Below are 13,270 nucleotides of genomic sequence, written 5' to 3'. Positions count from 1 at the left end.
GATGCGATCAACGGCTGGGACCCAACCGGCGGAGCGATTTACTACTTTAACCCAGCCACGGCGACGAGCGCTTGGATTTGGAGCCGCCCGCAAATCAAGCGGATTGGAAACCATATTTTTTGCAAATAAAAGGAGGGAGACGAGATGGTGCGAAACTTACTGATTGCAGCGCTTGTCGTCGCTGTCGTCGGCACTGGTTACTGGGGCTACCGGGAGCATCAGGAAAAAAACGCGATCTTAATTCATGCGGAAAACAATTACCAGCGCGCGTTCCACGATTTGGCCTACCAGATCGATTTGCTGCATGACAAGCTTGGAGCGACGCTGGCGATGAATTCGCACGCCTCATTGTCGCCGGCGCTCGCCGAAGTGTGGAAAATCGCATCTGAAGCCCATTCCGATGTCGGCCAACTGCCGCTGTCGCTTTTGCCGTTTAACAAGACGCAAGAGTTTTTATCGAAAATCGGCGAGTTCAGCTACCGGACGGCCGTGCGCGATTTGGAAAAAGAGCCGTTGACCGAAGAAGAGCACAAGACGCTCGAGGCGCTGTACAAAAGCGCCGGCGCGATCCGCCAAGAATTGCGCAACGTGCAGCATTTAGTGCTGGAAAACAATTTGCGCTGGATGGACGTCGAACTGGCGCTGGCGACGAACGACGAGAAAGGCGACAACATCATTATTGACGGCTTAAAAGCGGTGGAGAAAAATGTTGATACATTCTCAAGTTCGTCCGAGTTCGGCCCGTCGTTCATCGGCCTCGCCAACGAGGAAAAAGGCTTTGTCCGCGCGAAAGGGCGCCCGATTTCCAAAGACGAGGCGAAACGGATCGCCCGCGAGTTTCTCGGCTTAAAAGGAACAGAGAAAATCAAGGTGACGGACAGCGGCAATGGGGCGGATGAGCGTTTTTACAGTTTAACGATTCACGATCCGAAAACAAAGGGCGACATTTATATGGATGTGACGAAAAACGGCGGATATCCGATTTGGGCGTTAAACAGCCGGCCAATCGGCAAGCCGAAGATCAGCTTGCATGAGGCGGCCAACCGTGGGATGGCGTTTTTGCGACGGCATCAATTCACCGGCTTTGAGTTGTACGACAGCACGCAATACGATAATGTCGCCGTGCTGACATTTGTCAAAAGCGAAAACGGCGTCCGCATTTACCCGGAAGCGATCCAAATGAAAGTGGCGCTTGACAACGGCTATGTCGTCGGCTTTACGGCGCGCGACTATTTGTCATCGTCCATTCCGCGTCCGTTGCCCAAACCGACGCTCACCGTCGAGGCGGCGAAGAAAAAGTTAAACCCACATTTGAAAGTGATGGAAGAGCGCCAGGCGGTCATTATGAACGATTTGCAAAAACCGGTGCTTTGCTATGAGTTTTTAGGAACGCTTGGCGATGAAACGTATCAACTGTTCATTAACGCCGCAACCGGCCTTGAAGAAAAAGTCGAGAAGCTCGAAAGCGTGGAGCCGAATTACAGATGAAAACAAGGGAGGAAAAGCTGGCGCTGTCGGCTTTTCCTCTTTTTTTGGTCAAAGGCAGTCGGGCGGTATGGTATAATCGTCATGGGACATCATGCGGGTCAGCGAAACGATCGCCGGTTCGGCAGCTGACTGAAAAGGAGAAAAGGAAACATGATGATCAAAATCGGAGATTCGATCCGGCTTGAGCCGTCGGACGGCTCAGCGCGGCAATACCGAAGCAAAGCGCTCGCTGTTGCTGACGGGGCGGTTCATATCAGCTATCCGATCGATGAACAGAGCGGAAAAACCGTCTATTTGTTGAACGGGATGCAGTTTAAAGCGACTTTTGTCGGGCAAGACGGCGGTTTATACATGTTTGATACCGAAGTGAAGGGGAAAATCCGCGATCCGTTGCCGATGGTCGTCTTGGCTTACCCGGGCGAGGAATACGTCGTGCGCATCCAGCGCCGCCGTTATGTACGGGTGAAAGCCAATGTCGATGCGGCCGTCCATCCGTCTGACAGCGAGTTCGCTCCGTTTGTGACGATGACGGTGGATATCAGCGCCGGCGGCGCCGCCCTCCTTGTGCCGCCGGCGCACGCTCCGCTTCTTCGCCCCGGCATGGCGGTCGAGCTTTGGCTCGTGTTGGCGATGCGCTCCGGCGAATACCATTACGTGCAAACGAAGGCGTCGATTGTGCGCATGGCTGATGACGAACGCGGCATGGCGAAAATGTCGGTGGAGTTCACAAACCTCGCCCCCCAAGACCGCGTTCGGCTCATTCGCTACAGCTTTGAACGGCAGCTTGAGGAGAGAAAATGGGAGAACGAACAGAATAAATGAGCTGGGCGCGTGGAATACTGCTAGAAAAAATGGGAAAGCAGGAGGCTTGCGCCATGAAACGGATCGAACAGCTGTTGTGGAAGCTTGTCGTCATCCAGACGATTTGCCTGTTGATCGCCCAATGGCTTGTGTTGTACACGCCAGCGGCGTTGTATATCGGCAAGGTGTATGAATACGAAGGTGTAGCCAAGCCAGAAAAAACGAAAACAGTTGAAACGGCCGTCGACCGTTGACGGCGGATATGGTACAATGAACATGGAGACATGCAGGGTTTTCCTGCATTTTTCTTTGTGCACTCATCAAGCGATTTTCGGTAAAGCTAGGAGGAAATGATGAAACGACGAATCAGCATCGCAATCGACGGACCCGCCGCGGCGGGGAAAAGCACGGTCGCCAAACGGATCGCTGAGCGGCTTTCCTACGTATACATCGATACCGGCGCCATGTATCGCGCGCTGACGTACCGGGCGCTTGCATGCGGCGTCGACATCCATGATGAGCAGGCGCTCCTGTCGCTGCTTCGCGATACATCGATTGAGTTGAAACCGTCGCCGCATGGACAGATCGTCCTAGTCAATGGCGACGATGTGACCGACATCATCCGCGGTGAGGCGGTGACGAATGCGGTGTCGCTTGTTGCGAAGCATCCGCTTGTGCGCGAGGAGATGGTCGCCCGCCAACGCGCCTTGGCGGAAGGGGGCGGCGTCGTCATGGACGGGCGCGATATCGGAACGCATGTGCTGCCAAACGCCGAAGTAAAAATTTTCCTGAAAGCTTCGGTCGAGGAGCGGGCGCGGCGCCGGCATGAGGAAAATCTCGCGCGCGGCTTTCCATCCGATCTTGAAAAGCTGAAAGAAGAGATCGCCCGCCGCGACCGGCTCGATTCGGAACGGGAGACAGCGCCGCTTCGCAAGGCGCCGGATGCGGTGGAAATCGATACGACATCGCTGTCGGTTGAGGAAGTGGTGGAGCGGATTATGGAGATTGTCAACGAAAGGATTGGATGACGGTGGACTTTTATTCATTCGCCAAGGGGATCGTCAAGGGAGTGCTCACCCCTTTTTACCGCATTCAAACGATCGGGATTGAACAATTTCCAAAGGAAGGCGGCGTGCTTCTTTGCGCCAACCATATCAGCAACCTAGATCCGCCGGTCATCGGCATTACGGCGCCGCGGCCGATTCGGTTTATGGCGAAAGAAGAGCTGTTTCGTGCTCCGGTCGTGAAAACGCTCGTCAAAAGCTTGCATGCCTTTCCGGTCAAGCGCGGCATGAACGACCGCCAGGCGCTGCGCACGGGGCTTGAGGTGCTGAAGCAAGGCGAAGTGCTCGGCATTTTTCCGGAAGGGACGCGCAGCAAAGACGGCCGGCTGAAAAAGGCGTTGCCCGGCGTTGGCTTTTTCGCTTTGCGCACCGAGGCCGCCGTTGTCCCGTGCGCCATTGTCGGCCCGTACCGTCCGTTTGTGCCGCTTAAGGTTGTGTACGGAGCGCCGATCGATATGGCGCCGCTGCGCGCGCGGAAAGCGAGCCCGGAAGAAGCGGCCGATTACATTATGGATCATATCCGCCGGCTGCTGGAAGAGCATCAGCGAGCATGAAAGGAATATGCTGTTCGAGGCATCCCTTCCGCCGCCTCAATGAGCATTATAGTACATGTTGATTGAGAAAATATGGTATACTAACTAGAAAAGCGTCCTTATTTTGCCGACAGCCGGCCGCGGCCTCGGCGCGAGGCGCGCTTTTGACAGTTGTCAGTCGATGAAGGAGGGTTTTTGCGATGACAGAAGAGATGAATGTGCAAGTCAATGTGTATGAAGTGGGCGATATCGTCCGCGGCAAAGTGGTGAAGCTTGAGGACAAGCAAGTGCTGGTCGAGGTGGAAAACAGCAAGCAAAGCGGCATCATTCCGATCAGCGAGCTGTCGAACTTGCATATTGAAAAACCGAGCGATGCCGTCGCTGTCGGCGATGAAGTGACGGCCAAAGTCAAAAAAGTGGAAGAAGGAAAAGACGGGGAAGAAGGGTTGCTCATTTTATCGAAAAGAGCGGTGGACGCCGAGCGGGCGTGGGAAGATCTTGAGCGCAAATTTGCAAGCGGCGAAACATTTGAAACAGTCATTAAAGACATCGTCAAAGGCGGTCTTGTCGCCGATGTCGGAGTGCGCGGCTTCATCCCGGCGTCGCTTGTCGAGCCGCATTACGTCGAAGATTTTTCCGATTATAAAGGAAAAACGCTCGCCGTGAAAGTCGTCGAGCTTGACCGCGAGAAAAACCGCGTCATTTTGTCGCATCGGGCGGTCGTTGAGGAAGAACAAGCGCGGCAGCAAAAAGAACTGCTCTCCCGCCTTGAGCCGGGGCAAGTGTTGGATGGCGTCGTCCGCCGCATTGCCGATTTCGGCGTCTTTGTCGATGTCGGCGGGTTTGATGGGCTCGTACATATTTCCCAGCTTTCCCATACGCGCGTCGCTCATCCGTCGGAAGTGGTGAAAGAAGGCGATGCGGTGAAAGTGAAAGTGTTGGCTGTCGACCCGGAACAAGGCCGCCTGTCGCTGTCGATCAAAGAAGCGCTGCCGGGCCCATGGGAAGGCCTCGGCGAAAAAGTGAAACCGGGTGATGTCGTCACCGGGACGGTGAAACGGCTCGCTTCATTCGGCGCGTTTGTGGAAGTCTTCCCAGGCGTCGAAGGATTGGTGCATGTGTCGCAAATCGCCAACCGCCGCATCGGCTCGCCGCATGAAGTGCTGAAAGAAGGCGACGTGGTGAAGGCGAAAGTGCTCGACGTCAACGAAGCGGATCACCGCCTTTCCCTCAGCATCCGCGCGCTGCTTGAGGAAGAGGCGGCCGCGCCGGCCGAGGATTACAGCCAATACACAAGAACGTCGGAAACGCGCGGCTTTCAGCTCGGCGAAGTGATTGGCGAGCAGCTGAAAAAATTGAAATGACGAACTGTGAAGCAACCCCATTTTGGTGGCAGCCGCCATCAAGGTGGGGTTTTTTGTTTAGCCAAAAGTTGATGCCTTGTTCTATCTAGTTGAACCTGCCATCAACAGAAGTTGTTTGTTTTGCATCGGGAAGGAGGTTGCGGTAGACTACACCGAAAAACGAATGTTCAATCTTTAAGGAAGATCCTTGACACATAGAGGAGAATAGACCATTTTTCGTTCGAAATCGTTTTTTCGCCGTAAACGAAAGCTAGCCGTCCTTATTGGCGCGGCTAGCTTTTCATCATTGGCAATGGAAATGCCGTTTTTTTGGAATCAAACGAACAGAGTGGTTGTAGAGAAAGGCCTTTCGTCATTTTTAGTGCTCGTTCCGTTCCCGCGCTTCCTCCGGCGTGTCGAGCCGAGCCGCTCCTTTATAGGAGAGGGACTGATCTCGATCTGACTCGACGCGCCGCGATTGCTTCAGCTTTTTTTCCTGTCGATCTTTTCCCATTTCGCCATGGCTCCTTTCTGCTTCGGTACAGCGATCATTTTTACTATGAACGAATGCTGTTTTTTCTATACGGGAATGAACGTTCATAAAAGATGACATAATGAACATAATAAGGAGTGGAAAAGATGGAAGGAGCTTATTTTTATTTCTTTTTTTGGGCGTTATGGATTGCAGCGACATTTTTGATGAAAAAGACCGTCGAGCGGACGAAGCTGGCTGCATTTTCGCTTTTCATGATCAGTTCGGCCTCGATGACGGTGAAGATCAGTCCCATTCATATGGCGGCGTCCTTTTTTGTGCTTTTTTTCTCCTCTTGTTACGTGGCGGTCACACAGCGGCCATGCGGATGGCTGCGGATGGCGCTGTCAGCGTCCGGCTTGGCGTTTGCCTATGCCGCTTTTCGTCTGCTTGCCTTGTTTGATCCGGTCTGGATTTGGCTTGATGGCCAATGGATGCTTGGCTGGTGGATGGCCTTGATCAGCAGTCTGTTCCACCGCCGCATATCCGCCCGCCTTCTTTGTCTGGCGCTCGGCGGCTGTCAAGGGGAAGTGGTGTACGCCATGTCCATCTTGCGCATGGCGCCGGGTTATGTGCTTGGGTCGTTTTCCTTTTTGGATGCGCTCGCCATTAGCGCATCATCTTTGCTCGTTTGGGAATCGATCCGCTTCTTCTCGCTGCAGCTTGAGGAAAAACGGCCTGTAAGGAGGACGAGGCAGCCGTGAACGAATACACGTTTCCGATTTTATACGGTGTTGCCGCTGGGGTGTTGACGCGGATTTATTTGTTGCGCACCGATTACCGGCAATACCCGACGTATTTGCACGGTCGGACAATCCATATCGCCTTAGGGGCCATTGCCGCCGGCTTGGGAACGGTCGCCGTGCCGGCGATTATGGAAAAAGAGTTCGCAGCGATCACGTTTTTGGCCTTGGCCGCCTCACAATTTCGCGACGTACGCAATATGGAGCGCAATACGTTGAACGAGTTGGATCAGTATGAGCTGGTGCCGAGAGGAAAAACATACATCGAAGGCATCGCGATTGTGTTTGAAGGGCGGAACTATTTAGTCATTTTCGTCTCCTTTTTATCGACGCTCTTTTATTTAGTATGGGACATTTGGGCCGCGCTTGCCGCCAGTATCATCGGCCTTATGACGGCGCGGCGGTTTATGAGCGGAAGCCGGCTGAAAGACATTGCCGAGGTCCAATATGTCAAGCCGCATTTTGAAGGGGCAGGGCTGTATGTTGACAACATCTATATCATGAACATCGGCTTGCCGGCGCGGCGCGAAGAAATTTTGCGCTATGGAATGGGGTTTATTTTAACGCCGAAAAATTTCAACGCCCGCACGACGATCGCCAATCTTGGGCAGCGGCAGGCGATTTTGCATGATGTATCGACCGCCCTCGGCATTTACCGCGACTCGGGAACGCCGGCGCTCGTGCCGCTCGCCAAGCGCGATTTGAATGACGGACGCGTCGGCATTTTTATTTTGCCGCAAGTCGAGGATGTCGAGAAGGCGAAGGCTGTCATCGAAAACGTGCCGGTGCTTGAGAGCGCCATCCGCATGCCGAAGAAACGGCGTTGGAAGCGGAAGGGGTGGAGCGGCGATGACGCATGAAAAAATAATTTTGGCCGTCATTACGATGAACGGCGGGCGCGTCGCCGGCGGTGCGCCGATCTTTATTTGCCAAACGAAAGAGGAAATGGAACAGATCGCCGCGAATTTAGAGGCGATTTTGGATGGCATCGCCCATGAAGTGGGCGAGGGGCTTCTTATTATCGTCAAACATTAGTTGTTGAGCGTTTCGCTTTTTGATAAAATAAAGCAGTTGTAGCCTACCCTGGTTCATCGCTAAAAGATGCACTTGATTGGTAAAAAGTCATTTCCTTCCTAGCCTCGCAGTCAAGTGCCCTTGGCGTTGATGGACCGATGCCCTTCCGAAAAGGGCGTTTTTTTTCAGCGACAAAGGTAAGGAGAAAACGAAGATAAAGGGTGGTAGCATGGCAAATCCAGTCGTGGCCATTGTCGGCCGTCCAAATGTAGGAAAATCGACGATTTTCAACCGCATTGTCGGGGAACGCATTTCCATCGTCGAAGACGTGCCTGGAGTGACGCGCGACCGCATTTACAGCCGAGCCGAATGGCTGAACCATTCGTTTTATTTGATCGATACCGGCGGCATTGACATTGGCGACGAGCCGCTGCTTGTGCAAATTCGCCAGCAGGCGGAAATCGCCATCGATGAGGCGGATGTCATCATCTTTATGACGAACGGCCGGGACGGTGTGACTGCGGCTGATGAAGAGGTGGCCAAGCTGCTCCGCCGGTCGAATAAGCCGGTTGTGCTCGCGGTGAACAAAATCGACAATCCGGAAATGCGTGATTTGATTTACGACTTTTACGCTCTGGGCTTTGGGGAGCCGTATCCGATTTCCGGAGCTCATGGGACAGGGCTTGGCGATTTGCTTGATGCTGTTGTCCGTCATTTTCCAAAGGGCGGTGGACAAGAGTATGAAGAAGACGTCATTAAGTTTTGCCTCATTGGCCGGCCGAATGTCGGCAAATCGTCGCTTGTCAACGCCATTTTAGGTGAGGAGCGGGTCATCGTCAGCGACATCGCCGGTACGACGAGGGACGCCGTCGACACCTCGTTTGTGCGCGAAGGGCAGGAATATGTTATCATTGATACGGCAGGGATGCGCAAACGAGGAAAAATTTACGAAAGCACGGAAAAATATAGCGTCTTGCGCGCGTTAAGGGCCATTGAGCGCTCGGACGTCGTGCTTGTTGTGTTAAACGCTGAGGAAGGCATCATCGAGCAGGACAAAAAAATCGCCGGATACGCGCATGAAGCGGGTCGCGGTGTCATTCTTATCGTCAATAAATGGGATGCGATTGAAAAGGACGACAAAACGATGGTCGAATTTGAGCGGAAGATTCGCGATCATTTTCCGTTTTTGGACTATGCGCCGATTTTGTTCGTATCGGCGAAAACGAAGCAGCGGCTGCATAAGCTCTTGCCGCTCGTCCGGCTTGTGAGCGACAATCATGCGATGCGCGTCCAGACAAATGTGCTCAATGAAGTCATCATGGATGCGGTGGCGATGAATCCGACGCCGACGCATAACGGGCGGCGTCTGAAAGTTTATTACATGACGCAAGTCGCCGTCAAACCGCCGACGTTTGTCGCGTTTGTCAACGACCCGGAACTGATGCATTTTTCATATGAACGGTTTTTGGAAAACCGCATCCGCGATGCATTCGGTTTTGAAGGCACGCCGATTAAAATCATCGCCCGCCCGCGGAAATAAGAAAAGCGGAGGCCGCGCGCCAAGCTCCCGAGGCAAAATGTTCTCCGCGCCGAGAAGTGCTTGCACTTCGAGGGCGGAGGTTATTTTGCGGAAGGGAGCTAGCGGCCGCAGCTAGACAGGAAGAAAAGCGGAGGCCGCGCGCCCATCGGCGATACGCGTTGCGAGGCCGGCGAAGAGGCTCGAACCAAGGAAAGCTTGGTTCTGTGTGGGTGGTGTCACAGGAGCGTAAGCCATGTGTCGCCGCCGCGAAAGTCGGACGAACAGGAGCGAAGAGGCGGCGCGATTGCTATTTTTCAAGGTTGCGACAATCGGATAAAGGAAGTGGAAAACGATGGAGAACATCGCCGTATTGGGGGCTGGAAGCTGGGGAACGGCGTTGGCGCTCGTGCTGGCTGACAATGGGCACCACGTCCGGCTCTGGGGTCATCGGACCGAGCAGATCAGCGAAATCAACGAAAAGCGGACAAATGAAAAATATTTGCCAGGCGTTCGCCTGCCGGACGCCATTATCGGCTATGACGACCTTTGCGCTGCGCTTGACGGCGTTGCGATCGTTGTGCTCGCCGTGCCGACTAAAGCGATCCGCTCGGTGCTTGCGGACGTGCGCGCCTGCTTGGCCAAGCCGATCACCATTGTTGCCGTCAGCAAAGGAATCGAACCAGGGACGCATAAGCGGGTGTCGGAAATGGTCGCCGAGGAAATGGGGGAATGGCTTGCAGATGTTGTCGTTCTCTCCGGGCCGAGCCATGCCGAGGAAGTCGTGCTCCGCCACCCGACGACCGTGGCGGTATCGTCGCCAAATATGGAAGCGGCGCGCCGCATTCAAGACATCTTTATGAACCATCACTATTTTCGCGTGTATACGAACCCGGATTTAATCGGCGTCGAAGTCGGCGGGGCGCTGAAAAATATCATCGCCTTGGCCGCTGGAATCAGCGACGGGCTTGGCTATGGGGATAACGCCAAAGCGGCCCTCATCACGCGCGGGCTCGCCGAGATTGCCCGCCTCGGCTGCGCCCTCGGCGCTAATCCGTTGACATTCGCTGGTTTGACGGGAGTCGGCGATTTGATTGTCACGTGCACGAGCGTCCATTCCCGCAACTGGAGGGCCGGCTACATGCTCGGCCAAGGAAAAAAGCTGGACGAGGTGCTTGAGAGCATGGGGATGGTCGTCGAAGGGGTGCGAACGACAAAAGCCGCCTATGAGCTGGCGAAAGAGCTTGGTGTGAAGATGCCGATCACCGAAGCTCTCTATGACGTATTGTTTGCGGGAAAAGACCCGAAAGAGGCGGTCGATTCGCTCATGGCGCGCGGAAAAAAAGAGGAAATGGATGACTTAAACAACATTTTTGCCGAACAAGAATGATGAAAATAGGCCAATGGCGGTACAAGTCGTCTTCGTTCTGCATACAATATGGCGAACCATCATCGGCTTGAGCTTCCGGAAGGGTATGAGGGGATGCTGAAGTAAAGAAAGCCCCGCTTTACTTCAGCTTTTTTTTTGCCAATGCTATAATTATAGTTGTCGAAAAAAGGAGGAGCGTCCATGTCACCGGCGTTAGCGAAAATGTGGATCGCCATCGCCTCGATGGTGTTTATGTTTATTTCCGTCGGCTTCATTTACTTAAGCCGCTACAAAGTCAAGATGAAATGGCTTCGCTTTCTGTTGGCGCTCGTCGCCTACATTCTTTTGATTTTCGCCGGCATCATCATCATTTTCGTCGTATTCAGCGGACCGACACCGCAATAGGCAAAAAGGTGGGAAAGATGAAACGAATCGCTCGCTTGTTGTTGTCATGTATATGTTTGGCGCTGCTTTCCGGCTGCTTGTATCCACAAGAGCGGCTGAAACAAAACCAAATTCCTTACAAAGACCAAGTGGCGGCCGTCCAATCGGCGGTGGATGAGTACCGGAAGGCGACCGGCGGGCTTCTGCCGATTAAAACACGCGACATGAACACGCCGATGTATTTGAAGTATCCAGTCGATTTTCAAAAGCTCGTTCCCCGCTATATGCAGGAGCCGCCGGGAAACGCCTATGAAAGCGGGGGCGTCTTCCAGTATATGATCATCGATGCGGAAACGAACCCGACGGTCAAGCTGCTTGATCTGCGCTTAGCCGAACGCATCCGTGATCTGAAGCTGCGGCTTAGCATGTACACGGACAAGCATAAATATCCGCCGTTTCAAGACGTCGTTGCGCCGGGCGTATTTACGCTCGATTACAAAAAGCTCGGCTATAAAGAGCCGCCTTATGTCGTCAGCCCGTTTTCCGGCAACAACTTGCCGTTTGTCATCGACGGGAATGGAGAAATTTACATTGACTACCGTTCTGATTTGTATGCGGCGTTGAAAAAATATCCGCACCACTACAAGCCGGGTGACGATATTCGCCCGATTTTGACCGACCATTCGCTGTTTGTGCCGGCGTATTCGTTGCCCTATACGATCGACGCCAAGACGAATGAACCGATTTTTTTTACAAAATGAGTCATCTTCCCTTCTCTAGGAAAATACATTCTAGAGAAGGGATTTTTTCTATTTTAGTCATAACCGAATCGGACAACATCATATGCATATAGTGTCCGACTATGCTAGCTCATTCCACTGTTTCTTATAACGACCGAAGGACTGGAGGGGAGTTATTTGGAAAAGGTCGATATTTTTAAAGATATCGCCGAGCGGACCGGCGGCGACATTTATTTAGGGGTCGTCGGCGCCGTCCGCACCGGAAAATCGACGTTTATTAAACGGTTTATGGAGTTGGTCGTGATTCCGAACATTAAAAACGAAGCCGATAAAGCGCGCGCCCAAGATGAACTGCCGCAAAGCGCCGCCGGCAAGACGATCATGACGACAGAACCGAAGTTCGTGCCAAACCAGGCGGTGACGGTGAAAGTGGATGAGGGGCTTGAAGTCAACATCCGTCTTGTCGACTGCGTCGGCTACGCCGTGCCCGGCGCAAAAGGGTATGAAGACGAAAACGGGCCGCGGATGATCCACACGCCTTGGTATGAAGAGCCGATCCCGTTCCAAGAGGCGGCGGAAATCGGGACAAGAAAAGTCATCCAAGAACATTCGACGATTGGAGTCGTCATTACGACGGACGGCACGATCGGGGAAATTCCGCGCCAAGACTATGTCGAAGCGGAAGAACGGGTCATTAGCGAGCTCAAAGAAGTCGGCAAGCCGTTCATTATGATCGTCAACACCGTTCGGCCGCACCATCCGGAAACCGAGGCGCTTCGCCGCGAGCTCGCCGAAAAGTACGACATTCCGGTGCTCGCCATGAGCGTGGAAAGCATGCGCGAAGCCGACGTGTATAACGTGCTTCGTGAAGCATTATATGAATTCCCGGTGCTTGAAGTGAACGTCAACTTGCCGAGCTGGGTGATGGTGCTGCGCGAAGATCATTGGCTGCGCGAAAGCTATCAAGAAGCGGTGCGCGACACCGTCAAAGACATCAAACGGCTGCGCGACGTCGACCGGGTTGTGCAGCAGTTTGCCGAGTACGATTTCATCGAAAAAGCGGCGCTTGCCGGCATCGAAATGGGGCAAGGGATCGCCGAAATTGACTTGTATGCACCGGATGAGCTGTACGATCAAATTTTAAAAGAAATCGTCGGCGTCGAGATTCGCGGCAAAGACCATCTGCTTCAGCTCATGCAAGACTTCGCCCATGCGAAAGCGGAATATGACCAAATCGCCGACGCGCTGAAAATGGTCAAACAAACCGGCTACGGCATCGCTGCGCCCGCTTTGTCTGACATGAGTCTTGACGAACCGGAAATCATCCGCCAAGGGTCGCGCTTTGGCGTCCGTTTGAAAGCTGTGGCGCCGTCGATTCATATGATCAAAGTTGACGTCGAATCGGAGTTTGCACCGATCATTGGCACGGAAAAGCAAAGCGAAGAGCTCGTCCGCTATTTAATGCAAGACTTCGAAGACGATCCGCTGTCGATTTGGAACTCTGACATTTTCGGCCGCTCGCTCAGCTCCATCGTCCGTGAAGGCATCCAAGCGAAACTTGCGCTCATGCCGGAAAACGCCCGCTACAAGCTGAAAGAAACGCTTGAGCGCATCATCAACGAAGGCTCCGGCGGCCTCATCGCGATTATTTTATAGAAAAGCGGAGGCCGCGCGCAAGCTCCCGAGGCAAAATGTTCTCCGCCCGCAGAAGTGCTTGCACTTCGAGGGCGGAGGTTATTTTGC

The 13,270-nt window shown here is 53.6% G+C and carries 16 protein-coding genes; 15 read left to right on the top strand and 1 reads right to left on the bottom strand.

From position 1 onward, the window contains the following. The 7 genes from T260_RS1000000138995 to rpsA all read left to right on the top strand — a co-directional run. On the top strand, positions 1-129 hold a 129-nt coding region (locus tag T260_RS1000000138995; protein ID WP_023634306.1), incomplete at its 5' end, for a cell wall hydrolase. A 15-nt stretch (positions 130-144) separates the two neighbouring features. Then, positions 145-1,488: a germination protein YpeB gene (gene ypeB / locus T260_RS125630; RefSeq protein ID WP_023634305.1), complete on the top strand. Its 1,344-nt coding sequence runs from the start codon at positions 145-147 to the stop codon at positions 1,486-1,488. A gap of 153 nt (positions 1,489-1,641) precedes the next feature. After that, on the top strand, positions 1,642-2,310 hold the full coding sequence (locus tag T260_RS125635; protein WP_014196211.1) for a flagellar brake protein: 669 nt from the start codon (positions 1,642-1,644) through the stop codon (positions 2,308-2,310). A 53-nt stretch (positions 2,311-2,363) separates the two neighbouring features. Then, positions 2,364-2,543, top strand: a complete 180-nt coding sequence (locus T260_RS125640) for a YpfB family protein (protein ID WP_011231712.1) — start codon at positions 2,364-2,366, stop codon at positions 2,541-2,543. A 99-nt stretch (positions 2,544-2,642) separates the two neighbouring features. Further along, complete coding sequence (gene cmk, locus T260_RS125645) at positions 2,643-3,317, top strand: (d)CMP kinase (RefSeq protein WP_011231711.1); 675 nt, start codon at positions 2,643-2,645, stop codon at positions 3,315-3,317. Next, positions 3,314-3,907: a lysophospholipid acyltransferase family protein gene (locus T260_RS125650; protein WP_011231710.1), complete on the top strand. Its 594-nt coding sequence runs from the start codon at positions 3,314-3,316 to the stop codon at positions 3,905-3,907. The genes cmk and T260_RS125650 overlap by 4 nt, the downstream gene beginning before the upstream one ends. A 179-nt stretch (positions 3,908-4,086) precedes the next feature. Further along, positions 4,087-5,250 (top strand): 30S ribosomal protein S1, encoded by a 1,164-nt coding sequence (rpsA, locus tag T260_RS125655; RefSeq protein ID WP_011231709.1) that lies wholly within the window; start codon positions 4,087-4,089, stop codon positions 5,248-5,250. Positions 5,251-5,608: 358 nt separating this feature from the next. Here the strand turns inward: rpsA and T260_RS1000000138985 are convergent, their stop codons facing one another. Beyond that, a complete protein-coding gene (locus T260_RS1000000138985; RefSeq protein ID WP_013524139.1) occupies positions 5,609-5,743 on the bottom strand; it encodes a YpzI family protein in 135 nt (44 codons plus the stop codon). Positions 5,744-5,868: 125 nt separating this feature from the next. Here T260_RS1000000138985 and T260_RS125660 point away from each other — a divergent pair, with 125 nt between their 5' ends. From T260_RS125660 to spoIVA, 8 genes are all read left to right on the top strand, one after another. Continuing rightward, entirely contained in the window at positions 5,869-6,465 is a 597-nt protein-coding gene (locus tag T260_RS125660) for a YphA family membrane protein (RefSeq protein WP_011231708.1), read from the top strand. Then, positions 6,462-7,364 carry a YIEGIA family protein gene (locus tag T260_RS125665; RefSeq protein ID WP_011231707.1) on the top strand — a complete coding sequence of 301 codons (903 nt, stop codon included), beginning with the start codon at positions 6,462-6,464 and terminating at the stop codon, positions 7,362-7,364. The genes T260_RS125660 and T260_RS125665 overlap by 4 nt, the downstream gene beginning before the upstream one ends. Continuing rightward, a complete protein-coding gene (locus T260_RS125670; RefSeq protein WP_011231706.1) occupies positions 7,354-7,539 on the top strand; it encodes a capping complex subunit for YIEGIA in 186 nt (61 codons plus the stop codon). Before T260_RS125665 ends, T260_RS125670 begins: the two co-directional genes overlap by 11 nt. Before the next feature lie 208 nt (positions 7,540-7,747). Further along, positions 7,748-9,058: a ribosome biogenesis GTPase Der gene (der, locus tag T260_RS125675; protein ID WP_011231705.1), complete on the top strand. Its 1,311-nt coding sequence runs from the start codon at positions 7,748-7,750 to the stop codon at positions 9,056-9,058. Between the two features lie 331 nt (positions 9,059-9,389). Then, positions 9,390-10,424 carry an NAD(P)H-dependent glycerol-3-phosphate dehydrogenase gene (locus tag T260_RS125680; protein ID WP_011231704.1) on the top strand — a complete coding sequence of 345 codons (1,035 nt, stop codon included), beginning with the start codon at positions 9,390-9,392 and terminating at the stop codon, positions 10,422-10,424. 180 nt (positions 10,425-10,604) lie between these two features. After that, positions 10,605-10,808, top strand: a complete 204-nt coding sequence (locus tag T260_RS125685; RefSeq protein WP_011231703.1) for a DUF2768 domain-containing protein — start codon at positions 10,605-10,607, stop codon at positions 10,806-10,808. Between the two features lie 17 nt (positions 10,809-10,825). Continuing rightward, positions 10,826-11,548 (top strand): YphF family lipoprotein, encoded by a 723-nt coding sequence (locus T260_RS125690; RefSeq protein WP_011231702.1) that lies wholly within the window; start codon positions 10,826-10,828, stop codon positions 11,546-11,548. A gap of 156 nt (positions 11,549-11,704) precedes the next feature. Further along, on the top strand, positions 11,705-13,183 hold the full coding sequence (gene spoIVA / locus T260_RS125695; RefSeq protein ID WP_011231701.1) for a stage IV sporulation protein A: 1,479 nt from the start codon (positions 11,705-11,707) through the stop codon (positions 13,181-13,183). Positions 13,184-13,270 lie beyond the last annotated feature (87 nt).

It is taken from the genome of Geobacillus thermopakistaniensis, assembly GCF_000498995.1.
GTDB lineage: Bacteria > Bacillota > Bacilli > Bacillales > Anoxybacillaceae > Geobacillus > Geobacillus thermoleovorans.
The sequence above is the reverse complement of the archived record's forward strand: the minus strand, read 5'-3'. Positions and strand labels throughout refer to the sequence as shown.